This is a genomic window from Cohnella phaseoli, from assembly GCF_003386235.1.
Lineage (GTDB): Bacteria > Bacillota > Bacilli > Paenibacillales > Paenibacillaceae > Cohnella > Cohnella phaseoli.
Genome location: NZ_QRDZ01000021.1, coordinates 72,246 through 89,537 on the forward strand (window position 1 = coordinate 72,246; position 17,292 = coordinate 89,537).

Annotated in this window: 13 protein-coding genes; 11 read left to right on the plus strand and 2 right to left on the minus strand. The window is 54.4% G+C overall.

From position 1 onward, the window contains the following. The first annotated feature begins 51 nt into the window (after positions 1 to 51). The 3 genes from DFP98_RS23710 to DFP98_RS23720 are packed head-to-tail and all read left to right on the plus strand — an operon-like array spanning position 52 to position 7,365. Complete coding sequence (locus DFP98_RS23710) at positions 52 to 3,501, plus strand: discoidin domain-containing protein (RefSeq protein WP_116063099.1); 3,450 nt, start codon at positions 52 to 54, stop codon at positions 3,499 to 3,501. A 15-nt stretch (positions 3,502 to 3,516) separates the two neighbouring features. Continuing rightward, on the plus strand, positions 3,517 to 5,133 hold the full coding sequence (locus DFP98_RS23715; protein ID WP_116063100.1) for an S-layer homology domain-containing protein: 1,617 nt from the start codon (positions 3,517 to 3,519) through the stop codon (positions 5,131 to 5,133). A gap of 51 nt (positions 5,134 to 5,184) precedes the next feature. Continuing rightward, positions 5,185 to 7,365: a discoidin domain-containing protein gene (locus DFP98_RS23720; protein WP_116063101.1), complete on the plus strand. Its 2,181-nt coding sequence runs from the start codon at positions 5,185 to 5,187 to the stop codon at positions 7,363 to 7,365. On the opposite strand, the gene DFP98_RS23725 is transcribed toward DFP98_RS23720, so the two are convergent. Continuing rightward, on the minus strand, positions 7,362 to 8,009 hold the full coding sequence (locus DFP98_RS23725) for a C40 family peptidase (RefSeq protein ID WP_116063102.1): 648 nt from the start codon (positions 8,007 to 8,009) through the stop codon (positions 7,362 to 7,364). The genes DFP98_RS23720 and DFP98_RS23725 overlap by 4 nt on opposite strands. A 306-nt stretch (positions 8,010 to 8,315) precedes the next feature. Here DFP98_RS23725 and DFP98_RS23730 point away from each other — a divergent pair, with 306 nt between their 5' ends. The 6 genes from DFP98_RS23730 (at position 8,316) to DFP98_RS23755 (ending at position 14,663) form a co-directional block, all read left to right on the plus strand. Continuing rightward, positions 8,316 to 10,262, plus strand: a complete 1,947-nt coding sequence (locus tag DFP98_RS23730) for an ATP-dependent DNA helicase (protein WP_116063103.1) — start codon at positions 8,316 to 8,318, stop codon at positions 10,260 to 10,262. Between the two features lie 89 nt (positions 10,263 to 10,351). Next, positions 10,352 to 10,897: an NADPH-dependent FMN reductase gene (locus DFP98_RS23735; RefSeq protein WP_116063178.1), complete on the plus strand. Its 546-nt coding sequence runs from the start codon at positions 10,352 to 10,354 to the stop codon at positions 10,895 to 10,897. Between the two features lie 304 nt (positions 10,898 to 11,201). After that, positions 11,202 to 11,639 carry a MarR family winged helix-turn-helix transcriptional regulator gene (locus tag DFP98_RS23740; protein ID WP_181917902.1) on the plus strand — a complete coding sequence of 146 codons (438 nt, stop codon included), beginning with the start codon at positions 11,202 to 11,204 and terminating at the stop codon, positions 11,637 to 11,639. Then, positions 11,626 to 13,104: a DHA2 family efflux MFS transporter permease subunit gene (locus tag DFP98_RS23745; protein WP_116063105.1), complete on the plus strand. Its 1,479-nt coding sequence runs from the start codon at positions 11,626 to 11,628 to the stop codon at positions 13,102 to 13,104. The genes DFP98_RS23740 and DFP98_RS23745 overlap by 14 nt, the downstream gene beginning before the upstream one ends. Positions 13,105 to 13,398: 294 nt before the next feature. Then, positions 13,399 to 14,316 carry a glycerophosphodiester phosphodiesterase gene (locus DFP98_RS23750; protein ID WP_116063106.1) on the plus strand — a complete coding sequence of 306 codons (918 nt, stop codon included), beginning with the start codon at positions 13,399 to 13,401 and terminating at the stop codon, positions 14,314 to 14,316. Positions 14,317 to 14,375: 59 nt separating this feature from the next. Continuing rightward, on the plus strand, positions 14,376 to 14,663 hold the full coding sequence (locus DFP98_RS23755; protein ID WP_116063179.1) for a YqkE family protein: 288 nt from the start codon (positions 14,376 to 14,378) through the stop codon (positions 14,661 to 14,663). A gap of 6 nt (positions 14,664 to 14,669) precedes the next feature. Here the strand turns inward: DFP98_RS23755 and DFP98_RS23760 are convergent, their stop codons facing one another. Continuing rightward, positions 14,670 to 14,858, minus strand: coding sequence for a uracil-DNA glycosylase (locus tag DFP98_RS23760; protein WP_116063107.1), 189 nt, complete (start codon positions 14,856 to 14,858; stop codon positions 14,670 to 14,672). A 77-nt stretch (positions 14,859 to 14,935) separates the two neighbouring features. Here DFP98_RS23760 and DFP98_RS23765 point away from each other — a divergent pair, with 77 nt between their 5' ends. Together DFP98_RS23765 and DFP98_RS23770 are read left to right on the plus strand one after the other, a co-directional pair. After that, positions 14,936 to 15,925: a M15 family metallopeptidase gene (locus DFP98_RS23765; RefSeq protein WP_220377157.1), complete on the plus strand. Its 990-nt coding sequence runs from the start codon at positions 14,936 to 14,938 to the stop codon at positions 15,923 to 15,925. Between the two features lie 75 nt (positions 15,926 to 16,000). Beyond that, on the plus strand, positions 16,001 to 16,519 hold the full coding sequence (locus DFP98_RS23770) for a GNAT family N-acetyltransferase (protein WP_116063108.1): 519 nt from the start codon (positions 16,001 to 16,003) through the stop codon (positions 16,517 to 16,519). Positions 16,520 to 17,292 lie beyond the last annotated feature (773 nt).

Below are 17,292 nucleotides of genomic sequence, written 5' to 3' on the forward strand. Positions count from 1 at the left end.
CCCTTCAGTACGAATTGAAAGCGTTATCTTACTCTGTGGAGGTCGAAACCTATGAAACGAATTTCATTGCTTTCTTTTTTTCTCGCCGGTTTGTTGAGTTTTAACCTAATTTTATCCGGTCATGTTCCTGCCGCCCATGCCGAAGATCCGGGAACCGTCTATTATGTCAGCCAGTCCGGGGGAGACGATGCCAACGACGGTCTGACGGAAGATACGCCATGGCAAACGCTTGCGAAAGTGTCGGGAATGACATTCGAACCCGGAGACCGGATTTTGTTGAAGGCGGGGGAGAGGTGGACGAATGAAACATTAGTCCTCCATGGCAGCGGTACGGCGACGAATCCGATCACCTTGTCCGCATACGGTATCGGAAGCAAACCGGTAATTTCCCCGCAGATCGTCGATTCCTCGGCGATTACTCTTCATAACGAAGCCGGCTGGAAAGTGACGGGGCTTGAACTGGAGAAGGCGATGATGGGAATTAATCTGGAATACGACAATGTGTACAACATGGAATTCATCTGGCTGGAAGATCTGTTCATCCATGATATGGACGATACGTATAATAGCAATCCCAACAAGTACAATCATTTCTCCGTAGGAATTGCCTGGATGGGCAATCAGGCCGCCTCGACTTTTCACCTGAAAAATATAACGATGAAATCTATTGTTTTTGATCGCATCAATTCGCCGTTATGGCAGGGAGCCATATCCCGCCATACCAATTCCGCAGGATTCGGGATTAACGCCCGATTCGGCGACATTACGATTCAAGATCTCACTTCGACCAATTCCAAGCAGTGGGGCTATAATTTCAACTTTATGGTCAACGCGACGGTAACCGACATCAGCACTTCGAATGTGGGAATTGTCAGTGCGGACAGCGATGGAGTAAATCCTTACGGGATCGGAGGGATCGTCGTCGCGTATTCCAGAGACATGGTCTTCGACGGCGTGAACATCCACAATGTCAGCAAAGGTGCGCAGGGATACGACGGCGTAGGATTCGATTTCGAGGGCGGTCTGGAGGCTTCGAATATTATGCTGAGGAACGCCGTCATCGACGGCACGGACGGCGCAGGTCTCATGATCTTCAATAACGGCGGCGTCGGCGGAACGGCAGGTGCGTATGCCGACACAGTGACGATAACGAATTTTGGCAGAAGCCCGGGCAATTCCAGCGGCGGCATCAAGTTCTTCCCCGATAGCGGAACGGGGACGATCAAGAACTCGACGATCGATCGGGGAAGCTCGAACAGCCCGTTTATCGAAGGGCCGACGACTGGATTTACGCTCGAGAACATGACCTATATTCCCGACGTCAATCGGGCGGATTTCATCCGGATGGAAGACGTTCTGGCAGGCAATTGGAGAGACCGATTCGGCAAGGAAGGCTACCGGATAGAGCAAGGGGAGGACAAGCTGCCGGATTATGTGGAATTCGCCGTAAGCGGGCAAACGGACAGCGTCGTATGGGAAACCGACAGTGCGGACTATCGGGCTCTTACCGATGCGAAAGGCGAGCACAGGAGGGCTGCAGCCGTATATGCCGACCGAGGAGCGGAACTGGTTTACGATCTCAACCTGAAGGACGGTCTTGTCCATCAAATTGCGCTGTATATGGTGGACTGGAACAGATCGGGTCTGAAACAGAAAGTTTGGGTTGAAGGTGCCGGCGGAGAGGTCTTGATCGCGGAGAAGGAAATTTCCGATTTCGGCGAAGGCAAGTACTATGTGTTCAATGCGGCTGGTCCGGTGAAGGTGAAAACCACAGTTGTGGAAGGAGAGCGCGCGGTGATCAGCGGCGTTTTCTTCGGTGCAAGCAAGGCGACGGCGCCCATGACCGTTAACAAGACCAGCGCTGCGCCGAAGCTTGACGGCAACGTGGGTTCGGAAGAATGGAGCTCTGCCGACATCATTGAGATGAGCTACGAGAAGCAGGTCGCCAATGGCGACGGCAGCCTGATCGGAGGAGGCGCGCACACGGATTTGACCGGCGAGCTCAGACTGATCTGGGATCGGTTTGGTCTGTATTTGGCGGGAGAAGTAAAGGATAGCGAGTACTTCAATCCCTACGGGACGGGAGATCCGTTGAATAACAACGATGTGATTCAGGTGACGCTTGATCCGCTTAACAAGAAGACCAGCGGTACGGCCGACGCTTACATTTTCGATTTCGTTCCAACCTCGGGAGCCGATCATTCAGGGGCCGGAACATGGTTCGAGCATTGGAAATGGGGAAGTTCCGATTACCGGGCAGGCGTGAAGGTTGCGGGTAAGCTGACAGGAGACGGTTATGCATTGGAAGCCTTCATCCCCTGGGACGCATTGAAGAAAAACGGAGAGTCTTTCCAAGTCGTCCCGGGCATGAAAATGGGCATAGGTCTAATGATCGGAGATTTCAAGGCTAACGGTCAATTGAAGGGCATTCTGACCAACTTCGGACAAGGCGAAAATGCGATTGGAGACGCTTCCGCTTATCGCACCGTAATCTTCGCGGAGAAACAGGAGGCCGATGCGGTCGTCTCCCGCGGCAAAATCATTACGGCTTCTAGCAACAATGCGCCCAGTTCCTCGCCTTTGATGGCAATCGACGGCAATGAAGCGACTTCCTGGGTAGCCGCCAACGGAGACTTGCCGCAATGGCTGGAGGTGGACTTGGGCAGAGCCTACAGCTTGAGCGGAATCGATCAGCTGTTCCTGACGAACGATCCTTGGAAATATACCGTTCAAGGCTCTCTTAATGGAGAAGACTGGACGACGATCGTAGATCAGACGGCGAATACCGAACAGGGGCCGTCGTTCACGCATGCGGTCGAGGGAACTTACCGCTATGTAAAGCTCACAATGATCGAAGGCTGGGGCAATTGGGCTACGGCCAAGGAGTTCAAAGTCTATACGAATGAAGCGATTCTCACGTCATCGGCTTACGAGATCGATGACGAGCGAATGACCGTGTCCGGCGTACCGACCGGAGAAGCGGTCGATACGTTTAAGAGTAAGCTGGCTGTCGTGAACGCAACGTTCGCTCTGTACAAGGCGGATGGATCAACTCTTGTTACCAGCGGCAAGCTGGAGAACGGAATGAAGCTCGTGCTCACGTCGACGGAAGGTCTCGGCGCCGTCGTTTACACTGTGAAGACGAATGCGGAATATTCGATCGATTCTTCCTTCAAAGTCGGGAGCGTGACGAATCCGGCTGTGCTTGCAGGAGGTCAATTGCTGACCGGCAACGCCCAATTTACCAATCTGTCGAATGCCAGCCGTACGATCACGATGGTCGTTGGGCTATACGATCATACAGGAACGGACGGAGCATTGGTCAGCTTCTCGTACAATACGAGAACTCTGGCGCCGGGCGAAACGGGCTCCTTGTCCGCCGGCTTTAAGCTGCCGGAAGCGATTGCCGGCTACAAGGCCAAAATCTTCGTGATCGGCGGCAGCGATCTAATGGCCCCGTCGGCGGTGCTTAGCGAAGCGGCAGTCCTGACTTCAGAATAAAGGAGAGAATGCCCGATGAGAAAAAGGATACTAGCCATATTGGCGGCATTGCTCTTGTTTACCGCCCCGGGATTCGCAGGAGCGGCGGAAGAGGATGAATTGGCCGTTTCCATTCGTTCTTCCGACTTGTCAGTTACCGTTAAGGGACGTTTAGCCGCCGCGGCTAACCAGGATGTCCTGATTACGGTTATCGATCCGGACGGCAAGTTGGCTTATTTCAATCAGACGAAGAGTGATGCGCAGGGAAGCTTCCAGTTTGTCTATCAGTCCCAAGCCTTGGAGGCGGGTTCGTACAGGATTAGCGCGATCGGTTATTCTTCCGGCCCCAATGCTCCCCGACTGGAGACGCTCTACACGTACACTGAATCCTCCGTCGTTCCCGGGGGGCCTCCGGTTCAGCCCCCGGCACAACCAGGAGCGGTTACGGAAGCGCTTCTTGAGTTGACTTCCACAGGCGGGGTTATCTTGAAGCCTCCCGCCGTTTATGACGAAGCGGGTCGGTCGTCGCAGCTTTCCATCGCGGCGACACTGTTCCGTCAAGCGGTACAACTGGCCAAGCCGGACGACCAGGGAGTCAGGCATTTGATCGTGCGCATGCAGACGGCTCCTGGCGCGCAGGCATATCGGATCAAACTGCCCTCCGAAGCGCTGAGCGCGGAGGACAGAGGGGTGAGCTGGACGTTGTCCACACCTCACGGAAACTTGGTTGTATCCGGGGATATGCTTCATGACTTGAAGCTCAAGGCCGCCGATGTCGTGGAATTCTCTTTTTCCTTGCAGGAATGGAAGGATCGGGACAGCGTCTTGACGGAGGGGATCGGCGACAGGCCTGTGCTGGAATTGAATATGAGCGTCAACGGCCAGCGGGTTCATTGGCAGAATAACCGGTCGTCCGCCCGCGTGACGATTCCATATACGCCTTCTTCGCACGAGTCGCTCAGTCCGGAGAAGCTTGTCGTCTGGTACATCGACGAGTCCGGGAAAGCCGTGGTCGTCTCTAACGGACGATACGATGCGTCGCGGTCAGGCATGACCTTCCGGACGAAGCATTTCAGTTCCTTCGCTATCGCCTATAGCGCCAAAAGCTTCGCCGATTTGACCGGAGTGCCTTGGGCCAGGAAATCCGTGGAGGCGCTTGCCGGCAAAGGAATCGTGAACGGCCTGTCTGCGAGCCGTTACGGACCGGACTTGCCGGTGAAGAGAGCGGACTTCCTCGTGTTGTTAATGAAGACGCTGGAGCTCGCAGATGGAGAGGGAGCCCGTAGCCAGTTCTCCGATGTTCCGTCCTTCGCTTATTATGCGTCAGCGGTGCAGACGGCTAGAGAGCTTGGCATTGCCAAGGGGGATGCCGGCAACCGTTTCAAGCCCGATGCCCCAATCACGAGACAGGAAATGGCCGTTCTGGCGTACCGCGCGCTTGCGGCCGCGAATGTCATTCTCCCGTCCGAAAGGGACATGCTGGACGGTTACGAGGATGCGGCCAACCTTGCCGAATATGCCAAGGAAGGCGTCGCCGCGTTGACTGCCCAAGGGCTTATCCAAGGGGACGGTAACAGGTTCAGACCAGGCTCGCTTACGAGCAGAGCGGAAGCGGCCGTATTCATTTATCGGCTTTACCAGCTGCAGGAGTAGACGAACTTCGGCGCTGATACATCTATCCGACTGACAAAGGGAGGCTCTACTATGTCGAGCAAGCGTCAAATGCTGGGGATGTTGTTTTTCGCTGCCGCATTCGTTGCCGTTTTACTGTTGGTGAAACCTGGGGAGGCCAGCGCGGCCGTGTATTACGTCAACAATCAGAGCGGTTCCGGCTGCAACAATGCCGGGGCGGGAACGTCAACGGCTGCTCCTTGGTGCGATTTTACGCCAGTTAACGCCAAGACCTTTTCCGCCGGCGACCAAGTTCTACTCAAGAGCGGTGCAGCTTGGACCGGTCAGACATTGAATCTTCAAGGGGAAGGTACGGCAAGCCAGCCTATTCTGTTGTCCTCCTACAGTACGGGGAACAAGCCGATCATTGCTCCCGGAACGATAGATTCGATTGCCATTCTCCTAAATGGTAAGGGGGGTTGGAAAATCGCCAATCTCGAATTGTCTAACGCATGGGAAGGGATCAGGCTTCAATATGATCATGTTTATAATAAGGATTATATTTGGATCGAGAATTTGACGATCCGCAATATGACTTCGGCATACAACAGTGCGCCAACGTCTTATAATCACACCTCTGCCGGGATCAGCGTCAAGACGATGGCAGATGCGGTCTCCCCGCCTTATTCGGACAAGGTGAATGCGCCCGGGAGATTAACTGCCTTGACCAATCTGACGATCAAGAATGTCAATTTCTACAATTGCGATACGGCGACATGGTTCGGTGCGCCGGTTACCGGCTTTAATCCATCCGAGCACCTGTGGGTGAAGAAAGTCATCATGCAGGATTTAACGATCGATGGAGGAGGCATGTGGGGATTTAACGCTTTGTTTGTTGATGGAGGCGTCTTTACGAATCTGGTTGCGAAAAATATCGGAGGGGTGTCCAATCCGTTTGGGTCCGCTGGTTTTGTTATCGCCTACTCGAAGAACGTAGAAGTGATCGGCGGCGAAATCGTCAATGTGAGCCGACATCCCGACCAGAATTATGACGGCGTAGGCTTCGACTTCGAGGGCGTCGGGAAGAACATATCGCTCCGCAACATGAACATTCGCAACACGGCAGGAGCAGGTATTTTCCACTATAACAATTCGGGTCTGCCGGACATCGATACCGTCATCGACAACAACATTGTGAGTCACTATGGCAACAATCCCGGCAACAGCAGCGAAGGGATTTATTTTGCCGGAGGCAGCGGCATCGTAACGAACAACGTGTTCAACAACAGTTTTGCTCGCAGTACGTATGGGGGAAGTTACGGAGAATTTGTGTTTGCGAAAAATACGGCGAACACGGTAAGCCCAAGCTTCGTGCCGGTGCCTCCATCGGTCATTGGAGCTCCTGCGGGTACCGGGCTGGTGACGTCGCAAGTGCCGGGAACGCTCCGCAATGACAGCAACGGGGAAGTCGGCTTCAAATTTACGACGGGTGCTACGGAGATTACCCTGCAAGGATTGGGCAGGAAGGCGGTGGCCGGAAATTACAAGACACATACGCTCAAGCTGCGAAAGGACAGCGACAAGTCGTTGGTCGGAGCGTGCAGCGTCAGCACTTCGACCGCTGTTCCGGATTCGCAAGGTTATCAATACTGCAAGCTGGCTGCAAACGTCAGTCTGCAGCCAGCCACGTCATATTTGCTAACCAGCACCGAAGATTACGGCGGAGATTACTGGCATAGCGACGATACGACGATCGCGCTTGGGACAGGGACGGTGAACGGATCTATCTATAACAATGGCGGCGGATGGAGCAGCGGGATTGCCGGCAATCGCGCGTATGGTCCGGTGACGCTCTTGTATACGTTAACGAATATAGCCAGGAGCGGCACGGCAGCGGCATCCGGTACGGATACCGCCAACGGGTATGCGGCTTCCAAAGTCAACGACGGCATTGCTTCGACCGATTTTAACGGTTGGGCAAGCGCATCGCCTGCAATGCCGCAATGGATTGAGATCGACTTTGGCTCAAATAAAACCTTCGGCCGGGTGGAGCTGTATACGACAAGCGGGTACGAGCTCAGAGGGTACCAGATCCAGGTGTGGAACGGTTCATCCTGGGTAAACGCTTTCCCGGCTGTGACCGGCAATTCATCCGCGCACCGGACACATACGTTCGCTGCCGTGACCGGCTCCAAAATTCGCGTGTATAGCACTCAGGGCGACGCTGCAAGCAGCTACGCCCGGGTGAACGAACTGGAGGTTTATAGCTACTAATAGAAGAAGAAGAGGCCGCTGTCATTCATATCCGTCGATTCCTTGTCGTCCGTCGTCGTAGCTTGATCCGTCTGCGACTGTCCGTTGTCGGACGACGTATCGGCGGGAATGACACGGCGTGCCGTCACATAAGTTTTGTCCCAAGTGCTGCCCTCGAATTCAGAAATCGTGACGCCGATGCCGACTCTGTACGTGTGAAGAATTTTGCCGTCTCCGATATAGAGGCTGACGTGATTAATGACGCCGTCGCGGTTCGTGTCGGAGAAGATCAGGTCGCCCGCCTGAAGCTGGCTCTTCGGAACGTATACGCCGACTTGCGCTTGTTGTCGCGAAGAACGGGGAATGCTAATTCCGTTCTGGTTGAAGACGTACTGGGTAAACGAAGAGCAGTCAAACGCATCGGTACGATCCGACTCGGCTCCGTATAAATAACGGACGCCCATAAACTTCTTTCCTACGGCGATGACGTCGTCCGCGATCGAATGCGCCGCGCCGTTAGCGGCTGTCGTCTGAACGGCGGCTGCCGCGGCGTGGGCGGCATGGCCATCCGCGAACATCGTTCCTGCGGAGAAAGCGATCGTCAGACCGAGCGTCGCGCCCAGTACGACTTTGTTGAATTTATATTTTGCAATCGGATATTTCATATTGAAATGCCTCCTTTTGTTTTTCCTTCGTCTTTCCTCTGCAACCCACTTTACCACATCATTTTGACCCATCATTTTCTACTAATAAGCGAAAAATGCGTCTTCCAAGGGGCTCGGCCCCATTCTTAGAATACGATGAGATTTTTCACATCCGGAGGCGCTTGACAAACGGGGGACAGAGGAGGATGACGACAAGACGAGCAAGCGGGCTGCATCATCGGGTAGCGAAACCTCGATTCAACCTTTGCATTTCCGATCTGAAAGTGTGATAATGACTCGATAATCTGGTTGTGGAGGCATTATTCTTTGAATCGGTATCCTTTTGCAGTAGAGCCGGGTAAACCTTATGTGCAACAGGTCGGAGAATGGGTCGCTGACGTCTTCTACGACGCGCTGCCCGAGGCCGGCTTCGAAGTTCGCGACGAACAGATTTACATGGCGTTTCAATTGGAAAAAGCGTTCGCGGACAAGCGAACGATTTTCGCGGAGGCGGGCGTAGGAACGGGCAAGACGCTGGCCTATTTGCTGTATGCGGTCAGCTATGCCCGCTATCATCGCAAGCCTGCGATCATCGCCTGCGCCGACGAATCGCTCATTGAGCAGCTAGTCAAGCCGGAAGGCGACATCGCCAAGCTGACGAAGCATCTGGGGCTTTCGATCGACGCCAGGCTAGCCAAGTCTCAGGACCGCTATCTGTGCCTGAACAAGCTTGATCGCGCCAGAACAGAGTATGAGGATCCGGAGTTGTACCGCGAGTTGTACGAGCAGCTTCCGGCGTTCGTGCACAAGAGCGAGGGGATGCAGTCGTTTCACGCTTACGGGGATCGCAAAATGTACCCGCATCTGAACGATCGCCAATGGGACAAAGTCAATTGGGACCCGTTCCAGGACTGCTTCGTGTGCGACAAGCGACATCGCTGCGGACAGACGCTGTCCCGCGAGTTTTACCGCCAATCGGCGGATCTGATCATTTGCTCTCACGATTTTTATATGGAGCATATCTGGACTTATGAGGGCAGAAGAAGAGAAGGACAGCTTCCGCTGCTTCCCGAGCATTGCGCCGTCGTGTTCGACGAAGGCCATCTGCTGGAATCGGCGGCGCAGAAGGCGCTGACGTACCGCATCAAGCACGAGAGCTTCGAGCAGCTTGTCACTCGGCTGCTGAAGAACGATATTCGCGAGATACTCGCCGTGCTCATCGACGAAGCGATCGACAGAAGCGAAGAGCTGTTCGTGCTGCTGGATCGTCATAGCCGCGTCGTTCCCGGTTCGGACAGGCGAGAGGTCCGGTTGAACGGCGAGTTGTACGGGGCGGTTGCCCGTCTGCGCGGGACGCTCGACGCGATAGAAGAAGAGCTGGTGTTCGAGAGCGAATTGTACACCTTGGACGGATACCAGCTGCGAATCGTCGAGGAGCATCTGGAGATGATGCAGAAGGCGCTAGGGCTGTTCCAAAGCTCCGGTTCGCTCATATGTTGGGCCACTGACAGCCCCACCGGACTGACGCTGGTCATTATGCCGAAGGCGGTCAAAGAGGTGCTGCGCGAAGGCGTATTCTCCCGTTCGATGCCGATCGTCTTCTCATCGGCGACGCTGTCCGTCAACGGCAGCTTTGACTATTTGGCCGACACGCTCGGAATTGATCGGTACTTGTCGTTCAGCGTGGCTTCTCCTTATGAATACGCAGGGAGAATGGAGGCGCTTTGTCCGCTGAGGGAAGGCGAATCCGGCTTTTCCGGCAAACTGAAGGCGGCTGCTCGTATGCTGCTTCGGACCGGAGGCAGGGCGCTGATGCTATTTCCGTCCCGCGAGGAGCTTGCTGAGTTCCAGGCGGCCGTTTCCGGCTGCGAAGAGCTATCGCATCTCGATTTCGTTTTCGAAGGAGAGGGCGAGATCAGCCGCCTGATCGCGGAATTCGAAGCGAACGAGACGATGGTGCTGTGCGCCGTCACGTTATGGGAAGGACTGGACGTTCCCGGACCGTCCTTATCCAACGTTATCGTCTGGTCTCTGCCTTTTCCCCCGAACGACCCGGTATTCGCCGCCAAGCGTCTTGACGCCGCATCTCCGTATCATGAGGTGGATTTGCCGTACATGCTGCTGCGTCTCAAACAGGGCATCGGCAGGCTGATCCGCTCCAGGGACGATTCGGGTCTGGTTGCGTGTGTGGCGTCGGAGCTGCAGGAAAACCCGGAACTGACAGAGCTCGTGAGCGGACTGTTGCCCGAGGGCGTCGAGCTGCGTTTCGGCTGAGGACGTGTGTAAAATAAGGTTTGTCTTTTGTTACAGCGGTGTTAATATAAGGAAAGAGAAATCCAATTAAAGGGGGTTGCGATCGAATGTTGAAAATCGCCGTACTAATCGGAAGTCTGAGACAGGGTTCCTACAACATGCAGTTGGCGCTCACGATGAAGGAACGCTATATTAACAAAATGGATCTGGAAATCGCGGACATTCGATCTCTTCCGTTCTTCGACCAAGACATCGAGCTGAATCCTCCTCGGGAGGTTCATGCGCTGCTGCGCAAAATCGCCGCCGCGGACGGTGTGCTGATCGTGACGCCGGAATACAACTGGTCCGTTCCCGGGGTGCTGAAGAACGCGATCGATTGGCTATCGCGCGTCGACAAGGTGCTGATCGGCAAGCCGGTTATGACGGCGGGAGTATCCCCCGGAGTGATGGGAACGATCCGCGCCCAGCTTCATCTGCGCGAAATCCTTGCAAGCCCCGGCATCCAGGCGAGGCTGCTGCCGCCAGCAGGCAACGAGATCATCATCAGCTCTGCCGCGCTCAAGTTCGACGAAACGACGAGCCGGCTGGTCGACGAGTCGACGGTGCGCCATATCGATCGCGTCGTAGACAAATTTATCGAATTTGCCAAGCAATAAGGGGACATCGGGCAAAGGGGTTGCCTCATAAGTAGGATCGTGGAAGATGATCGATAGCATCGCAGGGGATACATGCACGACAACCTCTGTCGATCATCTTTTCGAACGACTCTTTTACTTATGAGACAGCCCCTTTTTCTATTTCTCCAGAATCTTTATGATCATTTTTACATATGTAAACATTGACATACGAACGAAAAGAGCGTATGTTATTTCGTATGCGAAATGTTCCTTTGCGAACGATAACTGTACAGAGGAAAGGAGAAAGGGGGAATTCCCGCTGCAGGAGAATGAAGACATCCAAATGATTTTTCAGTCGTTTCGCGAGGTCAATCAAGCGTTTCATCAGTCGATGACGCAGACGACTCAGCGTTTGGGCATTACCGCGATTCAATATTTCGTGCTGAAGATCGTCAGCGAGAATCCGGGCATCGGCCTTAACGAACTGTCCGACAAAATTTTTTCCGTCACCAGCACGGCCAGCGGCATTGTGGACAGAATGGTGCGGGCAGGCTGGCTATCTCGCGAACGTCCGCCGACGAACCGCAGGTCGATCTCGCTAACGCTTACGTCCGAGGGTCGAGACTTGGCGGGCCGAGTCAAAGCGCTGCGGCAATCGCAGCTGACAGCAATTATTTCCCAGATTTCAACGGAAGACGTTGCGGAGCTGCAACGCATACACAAGCAAATTGTGAACATCATACAGAGACAGAGAGAGGAAGAGAACCATGAGTACAAGTAATCTTAGAAGAGGTCCGATCGTCGCCGCGCTTATTATCGCCGCGTTCGTCGCGATTCTGTCGCAGACGCTGCTGAACGTGGCTTTGCCGGTCATGATGGAGGATCTCGGCATTAACGCGAATACGATCCAATGGCTGTCGACAGGCTACATGCTGGTCAACGGCGTGCTCGTCCCCGTCAGCGCATTTTTGATCGATCGTTTTACGACCAGGCAGCTGTTCATGGCCGCCGTCGGTTTGTTTACGTTCGGTACGGTGATTTGTGCGGTAGCGCCTAATTTCGAGCTCCTACTGACCGGCCGCTTGATTCAAGCTGCGGGAGCGGGCATTCTAATGCCGCTGATGTCGGTCATCTTCCTGACGATCTTCCCGATTGAAGAACGCGGCAAAGCGATGGGCATGATGGGCTTGGCGATGATCTTCGCTCCGGCCGTAGGTCCGACGCTGTCCGGATGGGTCGTCGAGCATTACGACTGGCGGGTGCTGTTCTACATCGTGCTGCCGATCTCGGTGTTCTCGCTTATTTTCGGCGCAGTATCGATGAAGAACGTCACCAAAAATACGATGCCCAAGCTCGACTCCCTCGGTATCGTGTTCTCGACGCTTGGCTTCGGAGGTCTTCTGTACGGATTCAGCGATGCGGGCCACGACGGATGGGACAGCACGCGCGTCATCGTCAGTTTGGTCGTTGGCATCGTCGCGCTTGCATTGTTCTTCTGGAGAGAGTGGACAATCGACAAGCCGATTCTCGAATTCCGCGTATTCAAGTACGATATGTACTCCCTGACTACCGTTATTAACGTCATTATTACGATGGCGATGTTTTCCGGCATGATCCTGCTTCCGATTTATCTACAGAGCATTCGCGGCTTCTCGCCGATGGATGCCGGACTGTTGCTGCTGCCCGGAGCCATTCTGATGGGCATTATGTCCCCGATTACCGGTATCATTTTCGATAAAGTCGGAGCTCGCTGGCTTTCCGTCGTCGGTCTGATCATCACGACGTATACGACTTACGAGTTCAGCCAGCTGACGGTGGACACGACCTACACGCACCTCATTATTATGTATTCGCTGCGCATGTTCGGCATGTCGATGCTCATGATGCCGATTCAGACTGCGGGCATGAACCAGCTGCCGCAGCGCCTGAACGCGCACGGCTCGGCGATGTCCCAGACGCTGCGGAACGTTGCCGGAGCGCTTGGAACGGCGTTCCTCGTTACGCTTATGACGAACGCAGCCACTAGCCGCGTTAAGGAACTGGTCGTTCAGAACAACATCGATCCCGCGAACCAAGCGGCTATGCTCGAGGTGACGCAACAAGGTACGATCTACGGTATCAACCATTCGTTTGCCATCTCGACTTGGATGACGGTCGCGGCGCTTGTACTTGCTTTCTTCATCCGCAAAGTCAAGCCGCATCAAGAGCCGATCGCCTCCGTGCAGCTCGGCAAACAAACGAACTAACAGCATAGCGCGGACCCGCGCACTCCGCAGCAGCCCGATAAGTCGGGCTGCCGCCTAGCCAACGCCGCCTTTTGCCCGCTATAGTCGGAACAATCGGGCTGCAATTCAGCCATTGGTTTCTTGCTCCAGCCCGCCCTCTCGGGTTGCGGTTTGCCGGCATCTGCTAAAGCGTACGTCCCCGCTATGGATCGTTTGAGACGATCTTGCGGGGACATGCGCTTTTTTGGCATATCCTTTTCAGCCGACGTCCAAACATGGTAGTATCAAGAAATCGGACATCGCAGGGAGGCATACATGTTCAAGAAGCTGCAGGAGTCAGTGAATATTTCCAGAGGGTACTTGTATGCGTTGCATTTGATGCTGCTTACCGCTCTTGTCGGTCTGATCTATTCCTTGTCCGCGTCGTTCCTCGATTTTCCGAGCCTGTTTCTGTCCGATAAGAAAATCGTAACGATCGCCCATCGCGGAGCTTCCGGCTACGCGCCGGAAAGCACGCTCTCCTCCTATCGTCTGGGGGTCAAGATGGGGGCCGATTATATCGAGATTGACGTTCAGATGACGGCGGACGGAGAGCTAGTCGCTATGCATGATACGTCGGTGAATCGCACGACAAACGGCAAGGGCGCCGTGAAGGACATGACGCTGGCGGAAATCAAGGCGCTCGACGCCGGCTCGTGGTTCAACGAGAAGCATCCGATTTATGCGAGGGACGACTATGCGAACGAGAAAGTTCCGACGCTTAGAGAAATATTCGAGGCGTTCGGCAAGGATACCCGTTACATGCTGGAGACGAAGGACCCGGAGGACTCCCCAGGCATGGAGGAGAAAATGTGGGCTCTCGTCGAAGAATACGATTTGCGAAAATATGTCGCGGTCCAGTCGTTCAGTCCGGCCAGCTTGTTGAAGATCAGAACGTGGGACAAGGACGTACCGCTGTTCCAACTGCTATGGTACAATCGCCCGGCGCGGATTTCGGAGCGCACGTTAAGCGAGATTGGAGAATATGCGAACGGGATCGGAGCGAACTACTTGCGGATCAACGAGGATTACGTGGATAAAGTCAAACAGTCCGGCTTGCTGATCTACCCCTATACGGTCAACTACCAAGTCAATATGGAGAATGCGGTAAAATGGGGAGTCGACGGCGTCCATACGGACTTTCCCGACCGTTTGCTTGAAGTGATCGAGGAGTTGGACGATCCCGAGGCATAATGAGCTTAGAGGAACGACGAGCGGATCCCGACATCGACATCGCGAAGGAGGAATATCAGATGGCGAAAGGAAACAAAAGGCGTCCAAGCCCCGCTGCTGCGAAAGATTCGGGCGCTTCTTGGGAGCGGAGCGAGCAGCAGGGCGCGACGCTGAAGGATAGGCTGGGCGCGGACACATTGGCCAAACTGAAGCTGCAGGCCGAGACGCTTAAGCAGGATGAAGCTAAGCTTAAGGAGGCGAAAAGGCTGGAAGCCCAAGCGGCCAAGGAGGCCGAGCAGAAGAAGCGGGAGCAGGATTTCGGATATTTGCTGAACGAGTCTTCGCTCGATTGGAAGAAGTTCAAGTAACAAAGGCTAGGCGTGATTACTGGCCGGCTTCGGCTCAAAGCTCATGCAGGGCTGGCCCGAGGAGGATAACACCGTCAGGCTGGGCAACGTGGCGGATTTGAAGCCGAACGAGCGGCAGCCCTTCGGGAAGTTCGGATCCCAGGTAATATAGTAGTGGCGGCATTTCATGCAGTCGACGCGTCGGGTTTCGGACATCGTTCTCCCTCCGTTTTCACTGATCTATTACAATTATAACTGCATGGCGGCCGACGGTCGAGAGAGGAGGACGAGCGATGAAATTTCGCAAGCGAGGAAAAAACCTTCAGATGTCGGCGCTGCTTCTGGCGTTGGCGCTCTCTGCTTGCGGCAATGACGCGGAAGGGGCGGGGACGGACGCTTCGACTTCTCCGGTGTCCATCCCTACCGCTTCTAGCAATATCCCCGAGGCTCAGGGAGTTGAAGAGGGCGCATCCATCGAAGAGACGGGAGAAAGCGGCTCGGCGACAGATAGCGGGATGGATTCGGGGCCGGAATCCCAACAGGAGCTAGGGACGGAACCGGATCTAGGGACGCAACCTAGCCTGGAGACGGAACAGAGCCTGGAGACGGAACCGAGCTTGGAATCGCAACAGCAGCCTTCGCCTCCCCCGGTTTCTTCCCCTGCAAGAGGGGCATTGCCTGATGGGTTCGTCTATCTTGACGAGTACATACCGGATGCTTTGTTCGAGATTCGTTACGCGTCGGATTACAATTTTGTCGGTGCGGTAGTCGACGGCTATAAAGCGCCTGTAGCGATCGCGACAGAGGAGGCGGCTCAGGCGCTGCTGGGGGCGAACGAGGAGCTTAAGCAGTCCGGGTATGCGCTCCTTATCTACGACGCCTACCGTCCGACGAAGGCTGTAGCTCATTTTATCCGCTGGGCGGCGGACGTGGAGGACACGGCGATGAAGGACGTTTTCTACCCGGACGTCGACAAATCGCAAGTGTTTAAGCTTGGTTACGTGGCCTCCAAATCGGGGCATTCGCGAGGAAGCACCATCGACTTGACGGTTGCGGACGCGGACACCGGCGTTCCGCTGGATATGGGCGGACCGTACGATTTTTTCGGCGATATTTCCAGTCATGGCACGAAGAAGATTTCGGCGGAGCAGACCGCCAATCGCGAACTGCTTAAGAATGCTATGGTGCGACACGGCTTTAAGCCTTATAATAAAGAGTGGTGGCATTACACGCTGAAGGACGAGCCATACCCGAAGAAATATTTCGATTTCGACGTTGAATAGGCTTGCACGGGTTAATTCTTCAGCTGCACGGGAATTCTAATCTTATTCTAGTTCTAGAGGAACGGGAGGCGTTATATGTCCATTTTCACAAGCGTTGAACGGGCGGAACCGGAAGATACGACGGAAATTATGCGTTTGCTGGCGAACACGGCGGAATGGCTGCTTCGCAAAGGCTCTACGCAATGGAACGCTCTATTGAGGGGCGAAGACTCGCACAATACGCCTGAAGCGGTTAATCGCGGAGAGGTTTACATTTTCAGGGACGATGGCAAAATCGCGGGCATGGTCATTCTGATGGAGCAGCCTAACTCATGGGATCGCCATCTGTGGGCCGGTAAAGCGGAGGATGGGGCCGCCATCTATTTGCATCGTCTCGCTGTTAATCGTAAATATGCGGGAAGGGACGTCGGCAAGCAGATTATGCAGTGGACCGAGAGCTTTGTCCCGGAGCAGCTACATAAAGGGATTATTCGCTTGGATTGCCTGTCCAGCATCCCGGCGCTTAACGAGTTTTACCGTAACCTGAATTATGATTTTGTAGGAGAGGGCGTCAATTCCTCGGGAACCTACAGCATGTACGAGAAAAAACTATAGGTGAGCAGAATCCCGACCGCGTCTGTAAGATGCGGCGGGTTGTTTTTTAACGTTGCAAAATTTATAGCGGACTTTAACAGGCCCAGAAGTGGCAGAAACGCCGAATAGAGCGGAAAACCCGCTTTAAATTCGCCAGAAGTGGCGGAATCGTAGAATAGAGCGGGAAACCCGCGTTAAATTCGCCAGAAGTGGCGGAATCGTAGAATAGAGCGGGAAACCCGCGTTAAATTCGCCAAGTAGGATGGCGGAAACGCCGAATAGAGCGGGAAACCCGCGCTAAATTCGCCAGAAGTGGCGGAAACGCCGAATAGAGCGGAAAACCCGCGTTAAATTCGCCAGAAGTGGCGGAAACGCCGAATAGAGCGGAAAACCCGCGTTAAATTCGCCAGAAGTGGCGGAAACGCCGAATAGAGCGGAAAACCCGCGTTAAATTCGCCAGAAGTGGCGGAAACGCCGAATAGAGCGGAAAACCCGCGTTAAATTCGCCAGAAGTGGCGGAAACGCCGAATAGAGCGGAAAACCCGCTTTAAATTCGCCAGAAGTGGCGGAAACGCCGAATAGAGCGGAAAACCCGCTTTAAATTCGCCAGAAGTGGCGGAATCGTAGAATAGAGCGGGAAACCCGCTTTAAATTCGCCAGAAGTGGCGGAAACGCCGAATAGAGCGGGAAACCCGCGTTAAATATCGCCAGAAGTGGCGGAAACGCTGAATAGAGCGGAAAACCCGCGTTAAATTCGCCAGAAAGCGGCGGAATCGTAGAATAGAGCGGGAAAC